Source organism: Kineococcus deserti, assembly GCF_050871945.1.
Classification (GTDB): Bacteria; Actinomycetota; Actinomycetes; order Actinomycetales; family Kineococcaceae; genus Kineococcus.
Genome location: NZ_JBJLSI010000022.1, coordinates 1 through 24,788, shown reverse-complemented (window position 1 = coordinate 24,788; position 24,788 = coordinate 1). Strand labels below are relative to the sequence as shown.

The 24,788-nt window shown below is 70.5% G+C and carries 15 protein-coding genes; 6 read left to right on the top strand and 9 right to left on the bottom strand.

Going from position 1 to position 24,788, the window contains the following annotated elements:
* Positions 1–424: 424 nt before the first annotated feature.
* Entirely contained in the window at positions 425–1,546 is a 1,122-nt protein-coding gene (locus ACRYR2_RS16305) for a PDDEXK nuclease domain-containing protein (RefSeq protein ID WP_432563943.1), read from the top strand.
* Positions 1,547–1,756: 210 nt separating this feature from the next.
* Entirely contained in the window at positions 1,757–1,987 is a 231-nt protein-coding gene (locus ACRYR2_RS16300; protein WP_432563942.1) for a hypothetical protein, read from the top strand.
* 965 nt (positions 1,988–2,952) lie between these two features.
* Here ACRYR2_RS16300 and ACRYR2_RS16295 read toward each other — a convergent pair.
* The 7 genes from ACRYR2_RS16295 to ACRYR2_RS16265 all read right to left on the bottom strand — a co-directional run bounded on the left by ACRYR2_RS16295 (position 2,953) and on the right by ACRYR2_RS16265 (position 13,642).
* Positions 2,953–3,216, bottom strand: a complete 264-nt coding sequence (locus tag ACRYR2_RS16295; RefSeq protein ID WP_432563941.1) for a hypothetical protein — start codon at positions 3,214–3,216, stop codon at positions 2,953–2,955.
* Between the two features lie 693 nt (positions 3,217–3,909).
* Positions 3,910–5,076 (bottom strand): C40 family peptidase, encoded by a 1,167-nt coding sequence (locus ACRYR2_RS16290; RefSeq protein WP_432563940.1) that lies wholly within the window; start codon positions 5,074–5,076, stop codon positions 3,910–3,912.
* Positions 5,077–5,195: 119 nt separating this feature from the next.
* On the bottom strand, positions 5,196–7,292 hold the full coding sequence (locus tag ACRYR2_RS16285; RefSeq protein ID WP_432563939.1) for a hypothetical protein: 2,097 nt from the start codon (positions 7,290–7,292) through the stop codon (positions 5,196–5,198).
* Between the two features lie 476 nt (positions 7,293–7,768).
* Positions 7,769–10,927, bottom strand: a complete 3,159-nt coding sequence (locus tag ACRYR2_RS16280; RefSeq protein WP_432563938.1) for an ATP-binding protein — start codon at positions 10,925–10,927, stop codon at positions 7,769–7,771.
* 114 nt (positions 10,928–11,041) lie between these two features.
* Positions 11,042–11,758 (bottom strand): hypothetical protein, encoded by a 717-nt coding sequence (locus tag ACRYR2_RS16275; RefSeq protein ID WP_432563937.1) that lies wholly within the window; start codon positions 11,756–11,758, stop codon positions 11,042–11,044.
* Positions 11,759–11,844: 86 nt separating this feature from the next.
* Positions 11,845–12,246: a hypothetical protein gene (locus tag ACRYR2_RS16270; protein WP_432563936.1), complete on the bottom strand. Its 402-nt coding sequence runs from the start codon at positions 12,244–12,246 to the stop codon at positions 11,845–11,847.
* Positions 12,247–12,325: 79 nt separating this feature from the next.
* Positions 12,326–13,642 (bottom strand): hypothetical protein, encoded by a 1,317-nt coding sequence (locus tag ACRYR2_RS16265; protein ID WP_432563935.1) that lies wholly within the window; start codon positions 13,640–13,642, stop codon positions 12,326–12,328.
* A 1,205-nt stretch (positions 13,643–14,847) separates the two neighbouring features.
* Here ACRYR2_RS16265 and ACRYR2_RS16260 point away from each other — a divergent pair.
* From ACRYR2_RS16260 to ACRYR2_RS16245, 4 genes are all read left to right on the top strand, one after another.
* Positions 14,848–15,825, top strand: a complete 978-nt coding sequence (locus tag ACRYR2_RS16260) for a hypothetical protein (protein WP_432563934.1) — start codon at positions 14,848–14,850, stop codon at positions 15,823–15,825.
* Positions 15,826–16,772: 947 nt separating this feature from the next.
* A complete protein-coding gene (locus ACRYR2_RS16255) occupies positions 16,773–17,822 on the top strand; it encodes a ParA family protein (RefSeq protein ID WP_432563933.1) in 1,050 nt (349 codons plus the stop codon).
* Positions 17,819–19,147, top strand: a complete 1,329-nt coding sequence (locus tag ACRYR2_RS16250; RefSeq protein WP_432563932.1) for a hypothetical protein — start codon at positions 17,819–17,821, stop codon at positions 19,145–19,147. Before ACRYR2_RS16255 ends, ACRYR2_RS16250 begins: the two co-directional genes overlap by 4 nt.
* 728 nt (positions 19,148–19,875) lie before the next feature.
* Entirely contained in the window at positions 19,876–22,899 is a 3,024-nt protein-coding gene (locus ACRYR2_RS16245; RefSeq protein ID WP_432563931.1) for an RICIN domain-containing protein, read from the top strand.
* Positions 22,900–23,080: 181 nt separating this feature from the next.
* Here ACRYR2_RS16245 and ACRYR2_RS16240 read toward each other — a convergent pair whose 3' ends face one another.
* Together ACRYR2_RS16240 and ACRYR2_RS16235 are read right to left on the bottom strand one after the other, a co-directional pair.
* Positions 23,081–24,445 carry a hypothetical protein gene (locus ACRYR2_RS16240; protein WP_432563930.1) on the bottom strand — a complete coding sequence of 455 codons (1,365 nt, stop codon included), beginning with the start codon at positions 24,443–24,445 and terminating at the stop codon, positions 23,081–23,083.
* A gap of 228 nt (positions 24,446–24,673) precedes the next feature.
* Positions 24,674–24,788 (bottom strand): integrase core domain-containing protein (locus ACRYR2_RS16235; RefSeq protein WP_432563998.1); only part of this gene is annotated, 115 nt, incomplete at its 5' end.

Genomic DNA, 24,788 nt, shown 5'->3' with positions numbered 1-24,788 from the left:
GGCGTGGTCCACGGCTACGGCGCCGGGCCCTGACTGCGACATCGGCACTGCGACATCGTCGCTGCATGGGTCGCTCGGTGATGTCGTTTGGTCGGGGCCGCTGGCGGAGGCGTCGCCGTCTGGCTCGCGGATTCGAGCGCAAGCCCCGGCTGGTCGGGCCTTGGGTGGGGCGAGGCCCTGTTGGGGTGCGGCGCAGATTGGGGACGCCGCCGCTGAGGCGCTGACCTTGAGGGGCCCAGCTCACGTTGGTTGACGCTTCAATTGTGCAACCACCTGCTGCACATTTGAAGCTGCAAAAATGTTCCTGCGGATGCGCGCCGCCGACCAGGCCCGGCTCCCGCCAGGCGTCGGCCGCGGACTTCCCGGTCGGCACACCCGGCACGGCGACGTCACCCGGTGTGAGCCCGTACGTCAGGATCAGCCCATGTCTACCCCGAGGACTAAGAGCACCGACAGCGAGCTCGAGCCCATCGGCTACGCCCAGCTCCTGGAGACGCTCAAGGAACGGGTCCGCACCACCCAAGTCCGCGCCGCCCGCGCGGCCAACACCGAGCTGCTGCGCCTGTACTGGTCCATCGGCCGCGACATCCTGGACCGGCAGCAGCACGCCGGCTGGGGCGCCAAGGTCATCGACCGCCTCGCGGCGGACCTGCGCACCGCCTTCCCCGATCAAAGCGGCTGGTCCCGCTCCAACCTGCACTACATGCGCTCCTTCGCCGCCGCCTGGCCCGTCGAAGACGCATTCGTCCCACAAGCTGTGGGACAACTTCCGTGGGGCCACGTCCGGCTGCTGCTGGACCGCCTCGACGAGCACTCGCTGCGGGACTGGTACGCCGCCAGCGCGGTGGAGTACGGCTGGTCCCGCAACGTCCTGGAGCACCACATCGCCACCGCGCTGCACCGCCGCGAAGGCGGCGCCGTCTCCAACTTCGCCGCCCAGCTACCCTCCCCGGACTCCGACCTGGCCCAGCAGCTGACCCGCGACCCTTACATCTTCGAGCACCTGGCCTTGACCAAGCCGGCCGCCGAGCGCGAGGTCGAGCAGTCCCTGATCGATCGGCTGCAGGAGACGCTGACCGAGTTCGGCCATGGAATGGCTTTCGTCGGCCGGCAGGTCCACTTCCCCGTCGATGACACCGAGATGGTCATCGACCTGCTCTTCTTCTCCATCGAGCAGGTCCGCTACGTCGTGATCGAGCTGAAGGTGGGGGCCTTCTCCCCCGCCTACACCGGCCAGCTCGGCGCCTACGTGGCCCTGGTCGATGACCGGCTGCGCCGCCCGGACCTGCACGCCCCCACCGTCGGGATCCTGCTGTGCACCCAGGCCCCCAAGGAGGAGACGGTGCGCTACGCCCTGGCCAGCGCCGCCGCGCCGATGGCCGTGGCCAGCTACACCTACGACCGGCTGCCTCCCGAGGAGCAAGCGGCACTGCCCGACGCCGCGACCCTCGCCGCGGCGCTCACGCCCACCACGAGCAGTCCAGCGGAGGGCAACACCGCCACCACCGCCACCACCGCCACCACCGCCACCACCGCCGATGAGTAGCCGGCGGCCGCGGCGGCCGCACGAACAGGCACGGCCGCAGCCGCCCGCGCCCTGCTGGTGGGGTACGGCGCGGCGAAAGCCACGGTCGGCCAGCCCTGCACGATGGCGCCGTGCGAAGACAAGTGCCCAGTCCCGCACCGTCCACGGCGCGCACCTGCGAGTCGGTGCGAGCTGTCGTGATGATTTCGATCATGGAGTTGATGAGAGGGGATGGGTGAGACTGTCGTGATGCTGTCCGGGCTCGAACGCGCAGTCCTGGAGCACGCCGCGGACGGTCGGGTGCTGGAGGAGCCGGAGTCGGCGCCGGCCTTGGTCGCGGTGTACCAGGCCCTGGACGCCCGTGGTCTGCTGGCCGCGGAGTGGTGGCCCGGCGACGCGCTGCCCCTCACCGTCGAACTGACCGCCGCCGGCCGGATACTGCTGCGTTCGCGGGCGACCTAACTGCAGACCCTCGGTCGCGAGCGCCACCCACTCGCTCCGCCTTGGCGCCCTTCTCCTTCAGCCAGATGAGGACCTCATCACCGATGACGGTCGAAGTGATGGCGCACGCTGATTCACGCCACCGTGAACGGTCCGGAGCGCTGCTCAACCACCTCAAGCGTCGCGCCCCACAGTCGGGTGCGGATTCCCCCGGCAGCTAAGCAGGCTCATCAGGCCGATCCAGATTCAGCGGCCGGACTCGGTCGCAGGCGGTGAGGTGGGGCCGTCGAAGGTTCCCGTCGTGTCCATCTCACCTCTCGTCGGGGGTCACTCCGCGATGCCCGCGCCTGCCAGCCAGGTGCGCCGCGTCCTGAGCTTGTGATCGGCGTCGACGGCGGCTCTGCGGATGCTTCGTGCGTGCGTGGCCGCGGGCCCGTTCGTGCGATCGCCACGCGGCAAGGCTTGCCGTGCGTCTCCTTGAGCAGTAGTTGACATCACCAATACGATTACCGAAAGGCTGAGGTTCTCGTGAGGTTCTCAGGACTTTCGATGTTCGCCTTGTCTCATTCTCTTTGCATGGCAGGCCACATCTCGTCGGCGCGACCCCTCGTTCTGACCGCCTTGGCTGGCTGCCTGGAGGGACCGGATCGGTTCTCAGAGCACAACTGGTAGCCAGAGGTTGATGCTCGCAGGAGGGCAGCTTCACGCGGGGAGAGCTCGCGTCGCCGTTCTTTCGACACTGCTGCACCTGCCCTTCTCTGCCCGCTCTTGCCGAACCCGGGCGGCCGCGGATCGATGCTCGACCGTCTCTGAGCATCGGCCGTTGACGTCTTCTGGTTTCCGCCTTCATGGCGAGCGCACGGTCGTGGGCCTACCTGATGGCTGGGGAAACGCGGGCACTGAAGGCGGCGGCGCCGGCCCCACTGCCATTTGCGTCTCAGTGCCCGGTGGACCCTTCGCTGGAACGTGTTGCCGCCGGGGAGGGCTTAGGAACCGGGCGCCTGCGCTTCGATGGTGCTGACCACCCACTGGCCACTGCCGCGGGTCAGGCTCACCGTGGCCAGCCGGCGATCGATCGGCTCCCCGGTAGGGGTGGTCGCCCTCCACATGAACACCACGGCCACCGTTGCCGGCAGGCGCCCGTTGCCGGGCGCTCGCGCGGTGGTGGTCAGTACTGCTGCCTGCTGGTGCGGGTGGCTCCATCCGCCGGCGGTGAGGTCATGGGCGAGGGTGTCCCAAGCCAGGTCCATGACGTGTCGGGCTTCTGGGCCGCTGGTAGCTGCTGGATCGTGGGCTTGGAGGCGATCGGGCAGGGTTCGGGTCATCAGGTCGGCCAGCGTGGCGTCGTCTACCGGGCCGGCCAGCAGGTCCTTTGGTGTCGCCGCTGGTGTCGCAGTGCCTGCGGGTGCGGGCTGCGCACCTGCAGGGGCAGCGGCGGCCGGATCAGGGCCGGGGGCACCGGGCAGCGGCCGGCCAGGAGCCGCCTGCCGGTCGGTTGCAGCGCTGGCGGGGGTGGTGGCACTCGCGGTCGGGATCGGTGCGGTTGTCGTAGTCGTTGTCGGGGCCGTCCCCCGGCCGCCACGGATCGCGTCATGGGCGCTGTGCACGAGATCTGGCAGGCCGGGGAAGAGGCCGGGGAGTAGGCACAGGGCGGCGATCAGGAGGCAGCCAGCGGCGGCCGCGGCGGGCAGAAGAGCGCGTCTGGGACGGCCCTCGTGATCGGGGCGTTCCTGGTCAGCTGGGCTTGCCGGCACCGTCGTCGCCGCGTGGTCTTTGACGTCATCGAGTACAGAGTTGGTAAGTACGGGGTCGCTGACTACGGGGTCATCGAGAGCGCCACCGGACTGTCGGCGGCGCGGGAGCGGGTTCGTGGCGGCGCCTCCTGCCGGTTCGGCGGTGCTGGGTTGTGGCAGCGCGTTCCTGGCGGGGCGCTGCTGTGGGTGTCAGGGGATGTGTACGGCGCCGGCGTAGGAGTCCATCCAGACTGCTTCCTCACGCACGACGGTGCCGGTGCGGGGAGCGTCGATCATCTGACCCGCGCCCAGGTAGATGGCGACGTGGTAAATACCGGTGCCGGCGCTCGGATTGGTGCCGAAGAAGACCAGGTCGCCGGGAGCGACGGCTTGCAGGCCCGCTGAGCGAGGGATACGGATGCCTTGCAGCGCTTGCTGGGAGGAGACGCGGGGCAGGGCGATGCCGGCTGCGGCGTAGGCGTACTGGGTCAGACCGGAGCAGTCGAACCCGACGGTGCCGGCGCCTTGGGCGAAGCCTTCGGAGGGGCCGCCGATGACGGTTCCGTTCGTCCCGGGCCGGCCTCCTCCCCCACCCCAGGCGTAGGGGGTGCCGGTCCATTGGCGGGCGGCGGCGATGATCACGGCGGCGCGGCCGCTGGCCTCGGAGACCGCGGCGCCGCCGGCGGCCAGGCCGATCTGGTCGAAGGTGGTGATGGCGGCCAGGACCTGACTGACGTAGGTCCAGCTGCGGTTGTAGCCGTAGATCGCCTGCCGCAGCTGTACGGGGTCGGACAGGTTCTTGGGGCCGGTGCCGCACAGGTGCACGACCGCGGCCAGGGCGTTGTCGAAGACGTTGTGCGGGTCGGCCAGCCCGTCGGCGTTGCCGTCGCGGCCGTAGATCTGCCAGCTGGAGGGGATGAACTGCCAGGCGCCGACGGCGTGGTCGTAGACGGTGTCGGCGTCCCACCGCCCGGCGTCGGTGTCGTAAATGGCGGTGGTGTTCCCCCCGGCGCCGGAGCCGTCCAGGGCCGGGCCGATGATGGCCGGGGTGATGCGCCCTTCGGGGCTGATGTCGTGGCCGGCGGCCAGTTTCGATTCGACCTGCCCGATGCCGGCCAGGATCGACCAGCGCATCCCCGCACAGCCTGGCGCCACCGTGGCGGTCTGGGCCGTGGCCTGGCCCATCGCGCTGAGCAGAACCGGGTGGATGCCGGGCACCGAGACGGGCGCCAGGGTCGAGATCCCGCCCCCACCGCCGGTGATGACCGAGACCGCGATGAGGACGACAACGACGACCCCCGCGACGCCGGCCACCAGTACGGCCGCGGTGGCGGCCAGAACCCATCGCAGCGGGCCAGGCGTCGAGGCCGTCGACACCTCTAAACCCTGGGAAACCGCGCGGTTCTTGGAGGGTGGTGGGGTCGTCGCGGCGTTCCAGGCTGTGGTCGATTCGTCCTGTCCTGCAGGGCCCGCCGGCCGGGTCGGGGCGCTGGTCCTCACTGCGGCCTGCGCTGGGTGAGCCGATCCGCCACGCGCGTCGCAGCGGTCGTTCCCGCCCCGTGCTCCCCTGCGGGTTTCTGGGCGGTTTCCTGGGCGACCGGTGCTGAGGCCCCCGCTGACTGCGATGAGGGCACCGGCGAACGATCCGAGGAGGCGCTGGTCGTGGGGATCTGACTGGCGCGGTGGTGTTCGGCCTGTTCCCGCAGCCGGCGCCGTTGGGCTTGGGCGGCGCGCCGCGGGGCGTTGCTCACCGCGTTGCGGGTGGAGCTGCTCGCCGGCGGCCGCGGCGGCACCGGTCCGCCACCACCGGTGGACGGCCCAGTGGGCGTGGACAACGTGATGGCCGCGGCGGTGGTCGCTGAGGCCGCGGCCTGGGTCGCGGCCCGGGCGGCGCTGGCTCCACTGCGGGTCAGGGCCTGCCCGGCGCGGCTGCCGGCGGCGGCGCGACCGGCCGCGGCAGCCGGACGGGCCACCAGGGCCAGCCCGTCGTGGTACTCGGCGGCGAACGCCTTGCCGTCGGCAACTTTCTTGCCGACCGCGGCGCGTGCGGAGGCGGCCCGGCGGCTGGCGGCAGCCTTCACCATCCGGGTGGCGCGGGGACCGTAGACGGGTGCGCCGAGTGTGGCCTTGGCCGCAAGGCCCGCCGCTCCCCCGGCCAGGCTCGCCGCGCTCAGGCCGGTCTTGATGAGGCGGTTGTTCCCCAGGCGCTGCGCGACCCGAGCGGCGGCGTTGCGCCGCAGCGGATTCCCTGCCCCCGCGCCTCGACCGCCCCGGCCAGACGCCCCTGCTCCTGCTGCGGCCTGGCTCTGAATGTGGCCCGGTGTTGAATTTGACGCCGTGCCACCGGCGAGGCGACCCATGGCCGTGCGGGTGGCCGCGACCTGCCCGGCGACCTGCCGGACCTGGGCCAGACCCGGCATCTTCACCGGCTGGGCCTTGCCGCCGCCGCTGAAGCGGGCGGCCTTGTGCGCCAGCGTGCGAGCCCGCTCGGCGATCCGCTTGCGGGCACCGAGCGTGGTGGCGATGAACGCGATCACCATCGCATCCACCACCAGGAACCGGGCCAGCAGTTCGGTGTCGCCGTCAGCGGCCAGCACCGCGCGCAGGACCAGACAGTAGATGGCCAGCAGAACCAGCGACGCCGCGGTCAGCAGCAGCGCCCCGAGCAGGCTCGTCAGCGAACTCCACAGCCCTGCACGTTCACCACCGGCGATCGCCAGCGGCAGGTCGATGAGGAGTTTGACCGCGTAGAACAACGTCGTCAGGACCGCCAGGAGCACCAGGACCGACAGCACGATGGCCAGCACCACCAAGGCACCACCGGCGGGGGTGAGGATGGCGATGGCCGCCACCCCCGACCAGCCGGGGTCATCGGCGAACTCCTTCAACGCCTCATCGCAGTCCCCCAGCGCCGAGCGCGCCGAGTCATCGTCGGAGTCGTAGGGCCCACCGGCCAGCGCCTCGTCGTAGGTCTGCTGGCAGGAGGTCCCGTCGATGACCTGCCCGTAGTTGATCATCTGGTGAGGGGCACGGATGAAGGTGTCGACCAGCGCCGCTCCGGTCTGGCGACCGATGAGGTCGGGGTCCGGGTCGGTGCGTTGCCCGTTGCTGGTGATCAAGGTAGCCACCGCCTGCCCGGCGTCGCGGGCGGTGTACAGCAGCCCATCGGGTCCGGTGATGGCCGCCACCGGGTTGGCCAGTACCCCCGTGGCCAGCGCCGCCAGGGCGGTGGAGATGACCAGCTGGCTGATCGCGCGGGCGTACCGCCCCACCGCGGCGATGATGGTCACCCAGACCGCCATCGCCGCCAGGCTTAGCTGCAGCACCCCCAGCCGGTCGACCACGTCGCGCTTCAGCGTGATCGCCAGCGGGTTGACCGCATCGACGATCCATTCGACCCACTGCATCTGCAGGGTGAGGTTGATGACGGCCACCCCGGCCCCGACCGTCCACCGGTAGGCCTCCCACAGGCCCTGCAGGAAGATTCCGTTGGTGATCAGCTTCTGCGGGCTGGTCGTTCCGCCGGTGTCGACCGACAGCTGGTATTGGCTGATCGACAGGTCATGCGTGTCGGCGGCATCCAACGGCCCCAAGGCCCCGCTGTCGGCGGTGTTCCCTCCCCCTGCGCCGACCCCATCCCCAAAGCCGGTGGGCCCTGCCGGTTCTCCCGGCGCCACGGTGGCCTCAGGGCCGGGTTCGCCGTCGACGCCGTCGGCAGGCGCCGAACTCGGCCCGCCGGCATCGGCGCCACCGGCTTGCCCGTCCTCAGCGGCCGGCCCCTGCGCCTCAGCAGGAGGGATGACAGTGCGCTCCGGGCGCGTCAGGAGAGGATCGGCCGTGGCGGCCGGCTGTGCCGGTGTTGGTGCTGCGGGTGCTGCTTGCGCACTCGGGCTCGATGCGACCGCGACCAGCACACTGAGCACGACACCCACCAACAGCCACCCGCTCACCCGCAGCCCACGGCCTACCCAGCCGCGGCAACGCCCCCGCACCGTCTGCTCGCCAGCGCCGCGTGGCGTGAGGTGACGGTGGCCGACGCGGCCGGTACGGGCAGTGGAGATGAGCGCGTTCACGCCCGGGAACCTGCTTCCCCGACGTCCTGCACCGGCCCGCTGGTGCTGCGCGCCGATCGGGTGGCTGTGCAGCTGGGCGCGCTGGTGGGGCCGCTGGAAGGAGTGGGCCTGCGGCGGGAGACCGGCAGCGTTGAGACGGGTTTACCCGCGGCCTTCGCGGCGGCTCCTGCGCCCGGCGCTTCGACGTACCTCTCGACAGTTCCCGCCTCGCTGACGGGCGACGGGCCAGTCGACGTGCCGGTCGAGGATGAAGTCACCTGGTCCGGGACGGCGCTCGCGGTCCGGCTCCGTGAGGGCGTCGCCGCGCCAGTGCCCGACGTCGGTGGGGCTGACATCGTCGGAGCTGTGGAGGCCTGAGTTACCGGAGCAGTCCCCGCCGGGCGGGTGGGACCGACCGTGAGGCTGGTCGCAGAGGCCGCCGGCGCCGCCGGTGCAGGGCTTGCGGTCGGCGAGGGCGGGAAGGCTGGGGGTTGTCCGGGGGCGGTGGGCTGGTGCAGTGAGGTGGCCCGCTTGGGGGTGGTGGAGTACGCCACGCGCCGCGAGGGCAGTGCCGGGCCGAGGATCCGGACGCGGCCCAGGCGGCAGTAGGAGTCGCGGAAGAGGCCTTCGCCGCGGCGTTCGGGGGCGACCTGTCCGTCGGGGTTGTTCAGGTCGCGGGGGGACAACCCGGTGGTGATCTCCTCCAGGTGCTCGGGCGTGTCTTCCAGGCCGATCCATTCCAGCGCCTTATGTGCCAGGTTCTCATCGGTCAGGCGCATCACCAGCCGGTAGGGGATCAGCCCGCGCAGCGTCTCGTTGCCGAAGTCGTTGGCGCAGTCCTGGGAGCCCAGCCCGGCGGCGGCTCCGTTCTTGCGGCCTTCGCGGATGAAGGTGGTCAGTTCCTCTTCGCCTTCGATGGAGGCGGTGATGTGGTGGCACTCATCGCTGACGAAGAAGACGAGCTCGTCGGGGTTGGCGAAGGCGAGGCTGCGGGCCAGGGCCATCAGCAGGGCGTACATGGCGCGCCCGAAGTGCTTGTGCGGGCTGAGCCGTTTGAACAGGTGCTCGTTCAGCAGCTCCTCACGTGAGGGCAGCTGCAGGCCGTAGGTGGTGAACACCAGCGCGCGGGTGGCGTGCAGGTTCAGCGCCGGCAGTGTCTGGTCGAACAGGACCCGTGCGTAGTCCTTGGTCTGCAAGGCCCGCAGTTTGCGGCCCAGCTCGCCTGCTCCCACGACGGTGCATGCCCCGGACAGCAGGTGCTGGCTGAGGTCGGCCAGGCTGTCGATGCGGTGGGCGGCGCGGTAGTCCGGGGCGGTGGTGTGAGTCAGGGCCAGGTCGACGTCGCTGTTGGCGTCGATGGCCAGCAGCGGGGTCAGCAGGGTCTGGGTGATGCGGGCTCCGTCCCTGCCCGGGAACAGCCGCAACGGGTCCAGGCTGTACTCCAACTGCACTCCGGCGTCGGGGTTGTCCACAACGGCGGCCAGGGTGCAGCCGCCCAGGGAGCGGGCGAAGGAGACGTACTCGGCAGTCTGGGAGCGGTCGATGGTGACCAGCCGGGCGCCGCGGTCGACCATCGCCCCGGCCAGCGACTTCAGCGAGTAGGACTTGCCGCTGCCCAGCTCCCCGGCGATGGCGATCGCGGCGGAGAAGTTGGCCAGGATCGTGGTGAACAGGTCGATCAGGACCGGGGAGGCGGCCTGGGTGGTCTCGTTCAGCGCCCACAAGGCGCCCTGCCCATCACCGAGCTGGCTGGAGACCATGGGCACGGCCGCGGAAAACCCTTCGGCCAGGCAGATCTGGGCCAGATCGTTGAACGCGGTGGGCCAGCCGGTACCCGGCAGCATCGCCCACCAGGCCTGGTGCTGCTGCCCCAGCGGCCGCAGCAGGCGGTGGTCGAACTCGTTGTAGTGACGCACCAGCTGCGCGCCGTTGGCCAGGGCCTGCTCGCGGGTGCCGGCGCTGGTGGCCAGCACGGTGATGGTCTCCAGCTCCACCTCGAGCTTTTCGTTGGCCAGCCGCGCCTGGTACTCCGTCAACGCCGCGGCCACGGCGTCCAGTTCGTGGCTGCCGGTGGTGACCTCCCCTTCGCGTTGCTCGTACTGGTCGTTGAGGTTCTTGACTGCGCGCTGGTTGCGGATCAGGACGTTTTCGCGGGCGTTGTTGCGCATCCGCACCGCCCAGTCCACCGGTACGCCGGCCTGCTCGGCCATGCCCAGCCACTCGGTGCCGGGGAACAGGGCCCCGGCGGTGGGGGTGCCTGCCAGTACCGCCAGGCTCTGGTAGGAGGCGGCCTGGTCCTCGGTGTCGGTGATCTTTAGGACTGTGCGCTGGGAGGGCAGCAGGCGGCGCAGCCTGGCCCGCAGCGAGCCGCGCCCGGGCTGTGCCGGGATGTCGGTGACGGCTGCTTCGTCCAGGATCGGGCAGCCGATGCGGCCTGGGGACTGCAGGTGCGCCACCGGCGCCACATCGTTCCCGTCGTGCCCGTCGTCTTCGCCGTCCTCCACATCGGTGCTGCCGGTGCCGAGGGACAGGAACTGCTCGATCTGGCTGGTCTGCGGGGTCTCCGGCAGCCAGACCTCCTCCCCTACTGCTTCACCGGCCAGGCCGCGCAGTTGGGCGTGGCGGTAGATCCACACCAGTTCTGCTGAGCTGGCCGGTCGGGCCTGGAACGGGCCGGGGATGACCGCCTGGATCTCGGCGGCCTGCTGCAGCCGCTCAGCCAGCACCGGCACGGCCGGGGCGCGGCGGGGAGCGCCGACCTGGCTCAGCAGCGAGGTGAGGGCGGATCGGGCCGCCTCGGTCAGCACGGAGGCGCCGGTGTTGCGCAGCGGCACCGACAGCCAGTAGGTGCGCTCGGACAAGACCAGGTCGGTTTCGAGCCGGTCCAGGGTGGCCTCGACCTCGCTGGCCCACTCCGGCAGGGCCGCCAGCGGCTGGCTCAAACCGCGCAGCATGGCTTGCACCACCGCGACGGGGTCGGTGTCGACCTCAAGGCCCAGGTGCAGGGATTCCCCACCCAGGCTGCGGTAGAGCATCTGGTGCAGCACGCGGATGCGTTCCTTCTCCCAGACCGCTCGCCGGCCGTAGGCCTGGCCCTGCAGCCGCCAGGTCGCCCAGACCGTTCCGTCGCGGGAGAACAGCAGGTGACCGCACAGGTGCTGGATCGGGTGGTCCATGGATGCTCTCGCCTGCCTTCTAAGGGGTTTGCATCGGGAGGTCGGGACAGGACGGGCGGCGCTCAGAAGCGCTCGGGAGCGCTCGGCGGCGCGCGCCGGGACGGCCGCGGCAGGTCACAACGGGCCACGAGGGGCCCGTTCACTGCCAGGCGAGCTGGACGCTGCGCTCGTGACGGGTTCGAGGGTTTCCTGAGCGGTGGCTCGTGCGCGCAGGCGCTGCACGCCGCTGAGCGGGCACGGCGTCATTGGTGCCGCCGGCAGGGCCGTGCGGGCCGGGTGCGCCGCGCGCCGGGAAGAGGCCTGTCGCCGGGAAGAAGCCGGCCGGGGACGCCGGCTGCGCCCGCCCGTCACCGGCCGCCCGGATCGGTGCTCGCCCGCGACGTGGCTCTTCTTGCTTGTGGCCGGGGCGGGCAGGACAGGCGCAGGGGATGCGCTGGGTTCGGCGGTCGCTTGCTCGCCCTGGGACCGCTGCTGGGTGAGCACGGCGTAGGCGGCGTCCATGACGGCCTCGCCGGCGATGACGACGCGGGGGTGGACGGTGACCGTGTGAGGGCCGGGCAGGGCTTTACCGCGGTAGCTGCCGGCGGTGCGGCTGTACCCGAAGAGCGCCCCGCGCAGGATCGGCAGCGGGCCGCGGCCACGCCAGGGCACCTGGCGCATGCAGGTGACGACCGCGACGATCACGAAGCCCAGCACGATGGCGTTGACGACCAGGCCGCGGTGTCCTCCCCACAGCGGCATCGTGCGGAACCCCCCGGCCAGCAGGGCGACGATGGCCAGGAACTGACCGACGGTGTAGGGGCCGAAGGGCAGCGTGCCGCCGTTGGGCATCCGCCCGATCAGTGTGGGGAACCGTCGCGCGATCGTGTAGAAGCGCGTGATGCGGTACCCCGGGGGCAGATCGCCCTCCCCGGGATTCACCGGGCGCCCCCGGCCGCGGAAGTGGCCGCCTGCAGCCCCTCTCCCCCACCGCCCCGCCACAGGCCGACGGCCTCATCGCTGCCGTCGCCCTTCCCATCGCCGGTCTCGTCGTGGGGCGCGCTCGGCTGGATGCTGTGGCGGGTGTCGTACTGGGCGCTGAGGCCGGCGGCCGGGGCCGCGAAGGTGTTGTCCATATCGGACTTGAGCAGGTCCGGCTTGGCGATGACGGTGATGATCGCGCCGGCGACCACGACGCCGACGACGAGGCGACCCAGCGTGGCTTTGGTACCCCATCCGATGATCACCAGGAAGGCGATGATCGCGATGACGACGCCCCCAGCTTTCAGTACCACCCCGGCCTGGGTGATGAAGTCGTTGATGCGGTCGAAGACGGTCATGAGCCGAAGTCCCTCCAGTTACGGTGATCGTTGTGGTGGTCGCAGCGCTGCTTGCGGTGGTGGCGGTGTTGCTGGTGGCTCACTGCGCCGAGGCCGAGCCCGCCGGTGAGGGCGGACCCGCGGTCGCTTCGGAGGAAGGCGTGGAGCGCTGATCGCCCGACGGCACGGGCACCAGGTCCAGCGCGGGAACCGCCGGCAGGGCGCTGACCTCCCAGCGACCGGCTCGCCCGGTCAACTCGAGGGCGAACTGGGCGCCGACCTGCTGCTGATCCAGGCCCGTCAAGGTGGCGCCCACCAGGGCCTGCACACGCTGCCCGTCGCTCGGTTCGTCCTGCACCGGCTCGCTCTGACGGGCGTAGACCTGCGCGATACTCACCGCGGCGTAGGCCCTGGGGGTCAGCGCCTGCAGCTGAACCCCGGGGGACAGGTAACGGGCAATGTCGCCCTGACCGGCGAGGTAGGCGTTGAGGAACTCCCCCGCGCTGAGCGCCAGCGGACTGCTGATGCTGACCTGCTGGGGGTAGGCCAGCCGCGCCCCCTCCCCCGACGCCGGCCCCGCAGTGGGTTGAGGCAGCGTCAAAGCCCGCAACCGGCTCGGCCCACTCGGCGACCCACCGCCAGCCGCCAACCCTTGAGCAGAACTGCCCACCGGCTGCCCCGCCGACTCCCCCACCGAGGCCCCGCCCTGGCCATCGACCGGGTTGTTGGCCGGGTCATCGACCGGGTCATCGACCGGGTCATCGGAGGCACTGGCCGCAGCAGCCGAAGACGCGGTCGCGCCGGGCTGCGCCGGCTGCTGCAGAACGGGAACCGAGAAGTACCGACGCACCATGACCCACGCACCCTCGGGACCGGGCTCGGCCACATCCGCGGCGATGGTGACCTGCCAGGCAACCATGTCCGTAGCCAGTGACCGCGGCTGCAGTGACTGCGACTGTGCTGACGGCGACGCCGAGGCCCCCGTCGCAGCAGAAGACGCCGCCGATGCTCCCGCCGCCGCGTACGCGCCCAGGGAGGTGGACTCATCAGCCGCAGCCGATCGTTCCCGGGGTCGATAGGAGCCCTGCCGTTCGATGCCGGCCACGGCGATGTTCTGCACGGTCCCCGGGGTCTGCGGCAGCCGCAGAGCCGGGGAGTCAGGGACGTAGAACGCCAGGGCGTCCTCCTGCCCCGCAGGGGTGGTCAGCCAGGCCGTCACGAACTCGGCCGCGAAGTTGCCGACTTCAGCGGCCTGCCCCGGCCAGGTGCCCACGCCAGTGGCGACCACCGCCGGCGCCGGCGTCGGCGGGCCCGCCAGCAGATTCACCCCCACCCCGACGGGTCCGCACACCAGCGCCCCCAGCACCAGGAAGCGGGCCACTCCCGCGGCGTGCCCGGCACCGGGAGTCCAGCCCATCCCCCGCGGCACCTGCACCCCAGCCGAGGCATCCCGCGCTCCACGGCCGAACAAGCCCGCAACCGGCCCGCGGGTAGACAGGCCCGCAGCGCCACGGCGCGGTGACCCAGTCTTCGGGAGGGTTCGGCGCGCGAGGTTCAACATGTGCGCTCACCGCACTCCCCCTGCCCCGGCGGCGTCGAGGCACACCGACCGTGCACCGCTCCCACGGTGGGCGCCATCGGCGCAGACGCCGCCCGGCAACGCGGCAGGCACCGCGACCGGGCCCGCACCAAGGAACGGGACGCCTGCCGGCCAGTACCCCGACGGGCTTCGGCATCTGCATCCCCGCCCTCAGCTTCTCCGGCGCCGACACCGGGGCGGTCGGCACCACGGTCAGCGCAGGAGTCAGTAGGGGCACTCGCAGCCTCAAGTCGCTTCCACGCCTGTACGGCTGCTCGCCGGCGCGACCCGTTCAGGTAGCGGTACAGCTGCGAGGCCGCGGCCGGATCGAAGGGTGCGTGCATGACGCGCTCGATCAGCTGGTGCAGCCGGCGCAGTCCCCCGTGCACTTCGGCGCTGTCGCACAGCAACGCGGTCACAGCGACCGCGGACTCCTCCTCGCCAGAGTCGGCGGGCTCATCGGGGGACTCATCGTCGGCGGACTTCTCGACGCTGTCTGCGCCCACTCCCCCGCCGACTCCCCCGCCGAGTTCTCCGTCCCGGCGCCCGTCGAGCCCCGACTCCCCCACCAGCCGGCTGCCTCCTGCCTCACCCGAGGGGTCCTGGCCACTCGCCGATGCCACCCGGTAGGCCCCCGGCCCATCGGCGGGCGCGGACACACCGGTGACAACCCAGCCGGTGCGAGGCGGCTCAACGGGGACCGGACGAGTGAGCTGGACGCAGGGCTCGGGCTGGCTGATACGGGGAGCGGGTTCGGTCACGGCGATGCCTCCAAAGGCGGGGCGAGGAGTCAGATGGCTGCTACCGAAGGCAGGTAGCCCCGCGCATCCCGCTGTGACAGCCGGCCGGCATGACCCCAAACCGCCTCATGTGATGCACATCACACTCTCCCGGTGAGGGCCTCTGACCTGCGGCGACACCCCGCCCGGCAAGCCTTTCCGACCTCTCGGCAAGCCCCGCCGACCCACCGGCCAGGCCCACGGCAAGACAAGCGGCAAGAGGCGGTGAGGACGGTCAAGAGCTCCCCCACCAAGGAGCCCACCATGACCACCGCATTCACCATCGACGACCACCCACACACCGACACCGGCGCTCGCCACCATGCACTCCTGACGAGCCAGGCGGGCCAGCCGCTGGAGTTGCGCCTGGTGCGCGCCTTGAACCGTGAGTGGGGCCAGTTGTGCGAGCTACCGTCCAGCGACCAAGCAGTTGCCCAGTGGGCGGCCCCCGAGTCGGCGTTGCCGCCGGCGCGCTCGTTGGCGGAGCTGGTGGCCGCCATGGATGCGGCCGCACCGGACAAGGCCGATGCCATGCTCCTGGCTTTGCTCGCACTGGCCCAGCGCGGCGAGCAGCTGGCTGGGCGGGTGCTGGTGCACCAGTTCATGGGACGGGCAGTCCGCCTGGCGGTGAATCAGGTACGCGTCACCGGAGCGGAGTCTCACGAGGTCGAGGCTCAGGTCTTCGCTGGGCTGTGGCAGGCGGTCATGGACTACCCGATCGGGCGGCGACGTCAGCGGGTGGCCGCCAACCTGGCACTGGAGGCTCTGCGTCTGACCCAGCAGCACTGGGTGGCGCGCTGGGGGCAGCGCAGGGAAGACCACCGCAGCTCCGCCTGCACCCTGCCGGCGTTGCGGGAGGTCCAGCTACCCCTGGACGAGTTCGGCGATGCGCTCTCGTCACAGAGCAGCGAGCAGACGGGGCCGACGAGCACGGAGGATGTTCTGCTGCTGCTGACCGACGCTGTGGCGCATGCGGTGATCAGCCGGGAGGAGGCGCAGCTCCTGGCCCGCGCTTACGCCCCGACGCCGGGCATGTCGTCGCACTCGGCGGCCATCGGTGCGGACTGGGGGCTGACCGCGACCGCAGTGCGGCGCCGGCTGTCACGACTGGTCTCCCGTCTGGCGCAGTACGTGCGCGAGCTGGAAGCAGAAAGTCGAGTCACCGCCGCCTGCCTCACCTCTCCCCCAGCCGGTACCGCACGACTGGGCGCTCACGTGCTAGACCTCATGCGCGCGGCCTGACCCTGGCAAGGCGTCAGGAGCCCCTTTCGGTCCGGCTCGGCGCGCGAACCGCCGCGGACGACGCATCCCCCATAGCGCCAGCCGGGGAAGGAGCCTCCCACGAGGCTCCCAGAGGTAGCTCCGTGGGTATCTCATCTGCGAGTCACGGGTAGCAAGATGGGTAGTTTGCTGGGTAGTCGCTCCATCGTGCCTGGTCAGCGGCCTATTGGCAGCAAGTCGGCCTTCGCTGCACCGAAGTCGGGAGAAGCTCTGGCCACTCCCGTCGATGACGCGTTGCCATCCCTTCTGAAGGGCAGACCCGACCACACTGGCAAGCAGGAGCCCTCGCTGTTCTCGGTCTCACAGCGCACATAGTGCGCCTCTGCATGGGTATTGGTCGGGGTAGCCCACTGGGTCGATAAGTGGGCAACTTTTTGGTAGTTCGTTGGGTAGTTCGCTTGGTAGTCGACACGATCGTCACTGTCTTGTCGTTGTGGGTAGCGCGATCATGAGGGGTAAGCCGTAGGTCTGTCTTTGCGGTAGTGATATAGGTATTGGGTTGGGTAGTCGCTTGGGTAGTGACTTGCATAGTCACATTTGTCATGTCCGCTGCGTATGCTTGGTAGCTACTTGGGTATTTTGATGGGTAGTCGTTCAGGCGTGATTCTTGGTCGACTACGCGGTAGTGGCTCAGGCACTGGGTAGCTCATTGGGTAGCCACTGAAGCTTGTGAGTAGGTAGCTAGGTCTTTACGACGTGGGCCCTGGTAGTTGTCGTGGTAGCTGATCTGCCCAAATTCATATGAGTGGGTAGCGTACTAATTCCAGATGCGCCCACGGACCTGCCAGGCGATGGGGGAGGGGAGCGGGTCGAGACATGGGTACGGAGATGGGTATCCCCGCGGGTAGCGACTCCATATCGGCGTGTTGGTAGCGGTGGAGCCCTCGATGGTGGGTAGCGTCCGCGGCATGGTCAACGGAATGCCGATCGCACCCGCACCGGCTTCGCCCGGCGGGGGAGTGCCCATCAGCGATTCCCAGCACGCTTCGACGCTGGACGCCGACCAGGAAGCTCAATCGCGCACCACGACGATCTACACAGCCAAGGGCGGCGTGGGCAAGACCACCGCCACCTCGCACCTGTCCGGCCTGATCGCCCAGGTCCCCGACTACCGGGTGCTGGCCATCGACCTGGACCCCCAGGGCAACCTCGGCGACGACTTCGGCCTGGGGGAGCGCGGCGATGAGGGCCGCGCTCTGACCCAGGCGGTCGTGATGGGCAATCCGCTGCAGCCCATCCTCAACGTCCGACCAGACCTGGACCTGGTCCCTGGGGGAGAGGAGCTGCGCGTCCTGTCTGGCTACCTCAGCCAGCAGGCCATGACCAAACGCGACCCCAACCTGCCCTTCGGGGCCCTGCTGCGCAGCCTGCGGCCCATCGCCGGCGACTACGACTTCATCTTCATCGACTGCCCCCCAGGCGATGAGGTCATGCACCAGATGGCGCTCGGCGCCTCCCGCTGGGTGCTGATCCCCACCCGCACCGACATCTCCAGCCGCCGCGCCGTGCGTGATGTCGCCGCCCAGTTCGCCATCGCCCGCGCCGCCAAGGCACCTCACCCGCTGGACCTGCTCGGCGTCGTGCTGACCGGTGTCACCTCCTCGGCCTCCGCGCTGCGCCGGGAGGCGCAGGCCGCCATCAAGGAAGACCTCGGCAGCGAGGACTTGCTGATGAACACCGTCATCCGCTACGCCGAGTCCATCGCCGTCGGCGCCCGCAACCGTGGTCTGCTCGTCCCCGAGCTCGTCAACGCCGCGGCCACGGCTGAGCCTTGGTGGCAAGCGGCCAAGGAGGGGCGCCCGGTCTCGGAGATGACCCGGTACCGCTCCACCTCCGGCGACGGCCTGACCGAGGACTGGTACGCCTTGGCCGCCGAAGTCCTCGGCCGCATCGGCGAAGCCGAGACCAGCGAACGCGAAGCAGCCCACCAGAACGACATCCAGGAGGCCCGGGCATGAGCGAGCAGGACACCCCCACCCTCCCGCCCCTGCGCGCCAGCCGCCGCGGCCAAGACCTCGGCTCGGTCTTCGCCCGCTCCGCCAGCCTGCCCACCAACCTCGGCCGGCGCTCACGCTCGACGGCGCCCGCCCCGGCTCCGGCCACCCCGGCCCACGGTGGGGGAGAGGTCGACCAGCCTGCACAGGCCGCACCAGACGCCGACGAGCAACCGGCTGACACCTCCGGACACGCTCCGGCCGGTCCACAGACCGAAGCCAAGGCCGAAGTCGAGGGCCAGGACGCAGCCCCGGCCACGCAGCAGGATGCGACCGCCGACGCTTCGGCCCCGCTCGACCAGGCCGCCCCGCCGGCTGCGGAGCCCGCGCCGGGCACTGACGCAGCATCGACGTCGGAGCTCGCTACCGACTCGGATTCCCCGGCGGCTGTCGTAGTCGCTACCGAGCGCACTACCCCCGCGACTACCCCCGAAGCTACCCTCCAGGATGCTCCGCTGGAGGCGCTGAACACCGGCGGAGAGACGCCGCCGCAGGTGGCTGACGATGCCCGTACCGCGGTCTCCGAGCCGTCCACCGAGCAAGCCAGGAACCAGGCTGAGTCCCCAGCCGAAGACCAGGCCGGGGACCGGGCTCAGGCCGCCGAGGCGGTCGACTCTGCGGTCAGTGACGTCACCGCCAAGGCACCTGCCGCGCCAACTGCTCAGCGGGCTGCTGAGTTGGCTGCTGGGCCGGCCCCCGAGCCGGCCGACGGCGGGGGAGTGGAGACCTCGCAGTCCACCGGGGCCGCAGGGGACGACACCACAGGGGCCGAGGGCGCCGCTCAAGCCCGGACACCACAGCCGGCAACCACCGCTGCCGCCACCGCGGGCAAGGCCGTCACGGCGGAGGGGAAGGACAAGCCCACCGCTGCCCGCCGGACGCCGGCTTCAGCGGCACGGCCGGCGCCGGCTACCGCTGGCCGGGCGTCGGCGGCGCGCAGGCGCAACGCCAAGACCGTCGTCAGCGTCTTGAGCAGGACACGTGACCTGCTGGCCGACCAGCGCGCCGCGCAGCCGCAGATGACCAACAAGGTGCTGGTGCTGCTGGCCATCGACCACCAGGCTCACCGGCTGCCGCAGCTGCTGGAGGCCAGCCGGCCGGCGCCGGTGGTGGGCTCGCTGTTCGCCACGCTGCCGCAGGTGACCCCGCCCTCAGACCGGGTGCAGATCAGCATCGACCTGGCCCCCGAGCACGTGGAGGTCATCAAGAACCTCGTGCAGGCCCACGAAACCTCCATCCGCGAGCTGATCGACATCACCGTCGCCGCCGAGTACGCGCCTGAGGAGTAGGAGGACGGTGGGGTCACCCGCAGGGCGCGGCGCAGCCGCGAGCCGGGGCAGGCGCAGCCCGAGCGAGGAACGAGCGAGCCCGGCTTGATGCCGACCCCGCCACCCGCCAGGCTGCCGGGCCCGGAGCAGCACCAGAAAGGTTGCGCGGCCGCGCAGCGGCGACCGTGCCGCGAGGAACGAGCGGGCTGGGGAGCGCGAGGGCGCGCAGCGACACCCCTCGCCCGGCCCGCCGGACCGCACGGGCGCAGCGAGGAACGAGCAAAGCTCGGAGGACCGCCGGGCCAACGGGCACTGTCGCCGCGCTAGCGGTGACCGTCTCCCGCATAGCGGTTGGAGCACTGGTGCAAGCAGTACGGGTACAGACGTTAGGAGGGCCAGTACCCCTTGCGTGGCCCGGCCCTGAACTCTTACATCAGTTCATGATCCATGTGATCGCGACCTCGATCATCGCGTACCAGGGTAGGGCCTAGGGCTTCCGCGGCGTCTGTGCGCTCGTTAACCGACAGCCGGCCGTGCTCGCTCCTGTGCACATCGGCGGGTGGCGCCGGGCGCTGAGCGCGGCTGCCGCCATGAGCTGGTTGACCCGCGTGGTGGCGGATCGGTCGAGCGCGGAACATAGCCTCGCGCCACGGATAGGGACAAGAAGGCATCACCCAGTTGGTCTAACTGCCAGTGATCATGCTAGCTCGTGCTCGACGATGGCCAAGCCGTCCGACGAGGGAGCACGCATGCTGGGTCAATCCACCACTCGAGCACCGGGCACACGTCTCGCGGTATGCGCCCTGATCGCCGCGAGCGTCGTCCTCGGCGCCTTTTCGCCAGCTCATGCCACTGGATCTCGCGCCTTTGTGGTCAAGGAGGACCTGGACGGGCGTTTGAGCAAGGACGTCAACGACCACACCTACCCTGACCGCTACCGCAAGGGCGACATGGTCACGCTGATCTGCCAGGACAGCGGCCCGGAGGCATACGGCAGCACTATCTGGGACCTAACCGTCGACAACGTCTGGGTCCCGGACGCCTACGTCAAGACCGGCTCGGACGGGTGGGCGGCGGGCGTGCCGCGCTGCGCCCCCGGCGCCGGCCCGGCCGCCCCTGCCCCGGGCACGACGCCCGTCCCCGCTCCGACGTCCGCCCCCGCTCCACGCCCGACTTCGCAGCCCTCATCGAACACGCGCACCTTCTTGGTCAAGGAGGACCTGGACGGGCGTTTGAGCAAGGACGTCAACGACCACACCTACCCTGACCGCTACCGCAAGGGCGACATGGTCACGCTGATCTGCCAGGACAGCGGCCCGGAGGCATACGGCAGCACTATCTGGGACCTAACCGTCGACAACGTCTGGGTCCCGGACGCCTACGTCAAGACCGGCTCGGACGGGTGGGCGGCGGGCGTGCCGCGCTGCGCCCCCGGCGCCGGCCCGAAGGCTCCCGCACCGGCCCCCACCTCAGACCCAGCACCCGAGTCGACGACAACACCGGCTCCTGCCCCCAGTTCCACGACCAATGCTCCCCCGACCCCGGGCCCGGGTCCATCCGCCGCGACGGCACAGGTGTACCCCTTCGCCGCGACGCAGAACCTTGATGGGCGCCTGACCAAGGACGTCAACGACCACACCTACCCTGACCGCTACCGCAAGGGCCAGATCATCGACGTGCTCTGCCAGGCCGAGGGTGGCCGTGCCTACGGAAGCGCCCTGTGGGACTTGACCAGCGAAAACCTGTGGGTCCCGGACAAGTACGTCAAGACCGGCACCGACGGCCGCGCCGCCGGCGTGCCCGACTGCGACGCGCTGCCTTCACGACCGGGGCCCAGCGGACCGAATGGCAGCGGGCAGCCCGGCACACCTGGCCAGCCGGGTCAGCCGGGTCAGCCGGGTACGGTGCCGTCCCCGCCGCTCACCGTCGCGGGCACGGCACCAGCCCCGCTGCTGAACTCCGACTGGGCAAACCTATTCAACCTGCGCACCGGCAAGTGCGTGGACGTGCCGAACAACGAAGCGGGCACCATCGACGGCCCCGTCCTGCAGTGGGCCTGCCGCTACGGCACCGGCGACAACCAGCAGTGGAGCGCACGCCAGACCGGCGTGCGAGAGGGCCAGCGCGTCTACGAGGTGCGCAACCGCAAGGACGACCTTTGCCTGGACGTCACCGGGCTGGGAACCGTGGCACCCGGCACACCGGTGAGTGAGTACACCTGCGCCTCGGACACCTCTGGCGACGTCGAAGCCGACAACCAGAGCTACTACGCGGTCGCCAGCACGGTGCACGGCGCCTTCAAACTGCGCAACGTGGCCAGCCCCGACTTATGCCTGGACGTCGCTGGGCACAGCACCGGCGGGGACGATGCACGGCTCACCTTGTGGCCGTGCGAAGACGCCGACGACCACCTGTGGGCGCTGCGCAAGAACAAGTCCAGCGACGCGGGCACGACGAACTTCACCGTCAAGAAGGGTATCGACCCGATCCGGCCGCGCTCAGCGCCAGACCACATCATCCCCGACGGCGCCGTGCTGCGCCCCGGAACCAGACTTGGCGTAGTTTGCCAGACGAAGGGCACCAACGACCCAGACGAGGTCTGGTACCGCCTGCCCGATGGCACCTACCTCGAACGCGGCGTCCTGCGCGCCACCGACGAAAATGCCGACGAGGACATCCTCGCCTGCGGAGGCGGCAAGGCTGAGGACCTCGCGGTCCTCATGAGCGCCGCCACCAGTTTCGAGGAACTGGACGCGGCGTGGGCCTCCCTGGGCGCCGCACGTCAACAGGACTTTCAGTGGAAGGCGCTGCGCGCCTCAGAGCTGAAGCGCGTTGCCCAAGGCGTGGCCATGAGCAAGATGCTCGCTCTGGGCACCGGACGCACCGCAAACGACTGGCAGACTGAGGCTGGCCTCGTCGAGCAGACCATTCCCATCGTGTGGGCGGTGTATACCTACTACGGGCAACTCAGCGCTGCGTGTGCGGAGTGCCAGTGGGCCGGATTGGCTAAACTTGCCGGCGGCCCCGTCTACGCGGGCATGCAAGACATGCAGTACGTCGACCTGAACAAGGTTGGGCCCGCCTTCAAGGAGATCGACGAAGACAACAAGGAGATGGCGAGACTGCTCCTGACGATGCAAAAGGACATCTTCGTCGACCTCGCCTGGCAGCACGAGCTATACATCGCCGAAGGCATCGATGGAATGCGCGCCATCGAGCAAGGCGGCGGCGGCCCGTGGCGCAATCCGGACTGGGCCGACGACGACGGCACCGCTGGCCAGCAGAACGCCCAGTGGGTCGACGGCGGACCCGTCACCATGATCTCCGCCTGGGAAGACATCGCCAGCGGCGACGCCACTCGGATAGCTCGCGGCAACAAGGTGCTCGTGGCCCGCGAGCAGGACCCCGTGCTGCAGCGCTCCTACAACAAGATGTCTAAACAGTTCCTCTTGCAGACCTTCGCCACCGGCGTGCTGGCGGCCTCACCCGTCCCTGCGGGCACCCCCTTCCGTGACGTCAAGGGCAGCCGGGCTGCGTCTTTTCTGCCGTACCCGGCGCGACCACAGCAGATGAGTTACGAGGACGATAGGTTGCCGATGTCCGTGGCTTGGTGGAAGGACCGTCAGCACTGGGTGTACGAGTACATCTTCCCCGAGTACATGGCGGCGTGGTCGGCGGACCCTACCCGCATGCGCGCTGAGATCGACCTGGACCTCAACGAGCGCATCAAGCGCTACCGAAACGCGGGTTTGAAGGACAACTTCGCGTGGTGACCGTCTCGCGGCAAGGCGCCACCCTTGACGGCTGCGCTCCTCCCACCCTGGCGTCTACGGGCTCAGCGCATGGTGGGCGACCGCCGCGGTGGCCGACTGCGCCTCGAGGGCAGTCTCGCCCTGCCCGCAGCTCACCGTCGCCTGCGGCCACCGGCACGGCAGCCGCAGACGACGGCGCGAGTCAGTTGGACAACCCCACGCCCTGCTCAGTGGCGCGGCTGGCGATCTGAGCCCACCAAACCTCGAAGTTCGCGTCCTGCTTGGCCACTGCGCCGGCGGGGGCGGCGACGAGGAACTGCTCGTAGCTGGGCAGGGTTTCGCCGCGGCGGTGCAGCCAGGCCCGAGTGATGGTGTCGCTACGGTCCAGCTGGGCACCGCGCTGGCGAGCCAGGCGGTGCAGGGCCCGGCGCATCTGGGTGGCGCTGCCCCGATCCAGGATGCGCAGGGAGCGGGCCGCGTTGCCGAGCTTGTCGGGATTTTTCTCGCTGGGGCGCAAGATGCGCCGCACCTCGTAGACGACGTGCTCCTGCTCCTCGCGGGCGGCGGTGAACGACTCGACGACGTGGTGCAGCTGCTCGGCCAGCAGCAGGTCGATCAGGCGCCGCCCGCCGATGAGGCCCTGAGCGGGGTTGAGCGCGATGGCGCGGTGCTCCAGCATCAGCGGCTCGATCGCCGCGGCCGGCTCGGCCGCCATGCGCTGCAGGACGCGGGCGCGACCCTCGCGGTTGGCCAGGGCGAAGGGGCAGTAGCTGCACGCGGACTTCTCCCACAGCACCCCACCGGTGACGGAGGCGATGTAGTCCAGGCAGTCCTGCCGGTTCCAGCGCCAGTCGATCAGCGGGTACTGACCGGTGCGGGTGGCGGTGTTGTGCGCGGCATCGCCCTTGCGGCGGGGGGTGCCGTAGGCGCGGGTCAGCTCCTCGGCCTCGAAGCCGACGACGTGGCGGTAGGGCTGGCCGTCGGTGAGGGCGGCGATGACCGGATCCAGCACGGCACCCTTGGCGCGCAGGGAGCAGCGGCGGTCCCCGCCGGACTGCGGGATGGTGCCGGCCGCGGTCAGCTCGTCGGAGAGGCGGTAGGCGCCGGCCAGGTGCACGCGCTCGGGGCGGCGCGAGTCGTCCAGAACGACGATGCCGTCCCCGGCCTTGGTGGTCAGCAGCTGCGCGCGGGCGACCTGGACGTAGCGCACGCGATGGTGGCGCAGCAGGGGAAGGACGTGCTGCTCGACGTCGCGGCCGGTGTCGGCCCACTCATGGCCCGTCATGGCGGTGATGACGACCAGCTCGTCCAGGGCGAAGTCGCGGCTGGCCGGCTCGGTCAGCCACCGCAGCAGCACGGCCGTCAAGTCGGCTCCCAACCCATAGGAAAGGACCACCCGCTGCGGCGGTTCGGGGTTCAGCTGCTGGCGCAGGCCCAGAGCGTGCCGGGCCCGCTGGTGCAGGCGCTGCCCGGCGCGGGTGCGGGCGGCGACGTGGCGGCCGCCGGTCGAGCCGGTCGCCATCTCGGCGCGAGGGTGGCTGTGGGTGAGGGTGCGGACGTCGAGCACGAAGTTTTCCGGGGATGGGGGCGGGAGGCAGTGCGGGGCAGTGGAGGGGAGGGCAGGGCAGGGGGGCGGTGTGGGTGGCCGCCCCCTGTGGTGCACTCAAGTGTGCCGGTGGCGTGCGGTGCTCAGGCGGCGAGCAGGTGCCGCAGGACCGGTGCGGCCTCCGGCATGCACACCAGGTGCTCGGTGCCGTTGGCGCGGGCGCTCTGCCGCGCTAGGTGTACCCAGCCATCACGTTGGTGACAGGCGGCTGACCGGCGGCAGGCCACCGAGGGCGCTGTGACGGCGTTGAGTGTTGTAGCGCTCCAGCCAGGGAGCAAGGGCCGCGGCCCGCTCAGCGTTGCTG

Bases quoted from the DNA above. Each gene is read 5' to 3' on its own strand.
- ACRYR2_RS16305 (WP_432563943.1), top strand. From the start codon at position 425: ATGTCTACCCCGAGGACTAAGAGCACCGACAGCGAGCTCGAGCCCATC.
- ACRYR2_RS16300 (WP_432563942.1), top strand. From the start codon at position 1,757: ATGGGTGAGACTGTCGTGATGCTGTCCGGGCTCGAACGCGCAGTCCTG.
- ACRYR2_RS16295 (WP_432563941.1), bottom strand. From the start codon at position 3,216: ATGGACCTGGCTTGGGACACCCTCGCCCATGACCTCACCGCCGGCGGA.
- ACRYR2_RS16280 (WP_432563938.1), bottom strand. From the start codon at position 10,927: ATGGACCACCCGATCCAGCACCTGTGCGGTCACCTGCTGTTCTCCCGC.
- ACRYR2_RS16275 (WP_432563937.1), bottom strand. From the start codon at position 11,758: ATGCCCAACGGCGGCACGCTGCCCTTCGGCCCCTACACCGTCGGTCAG.
- ACRYR2_RS16270 (WP_432563936.1), bottom strand. From the start codon at position 12,246: ATGACCGTCTTCGACCGCATCAACGACTTCATCACCCAGGCCGGGGTG.
- ACRYR2_RS16265 (WP_432563935.1), bottom strand. From the start codon at position 13,642: ATGGGCTGGACTCCCGGTGCCGGGCACGCCGCGGGAGTGGCCCGCTTC.
- ACRYR2_RS16260 (WP_432563934.1), top strand. From the start codon at position 14,848: ATGACCACCGCATTCACCATCGACGACCACCCACACACCGACACCGGC.
- ACRYR2_RS16255 (WP_432563933.1), top strand. From the start codon at position 16,773: ATGGTCAACGGAATGCCGATCGCACCCGCACCGGCTTCGCCCGGCGGG.
- ACRYR2_RS16250 (WP_432563932.1), top strand. From the start codon at position 17,819: ATGAGCGAGCAGGACACCCCCACCCTCCCGCCCCTGCGCGCCAGCCGC.
- ACRYR2_RS16245 (WP_432563931.1), top strand. From the start codon at position 19,876: ATGCTGGGTCAATCCACCACTCGAGCACCGGGCACACGTCTCGCGGTA.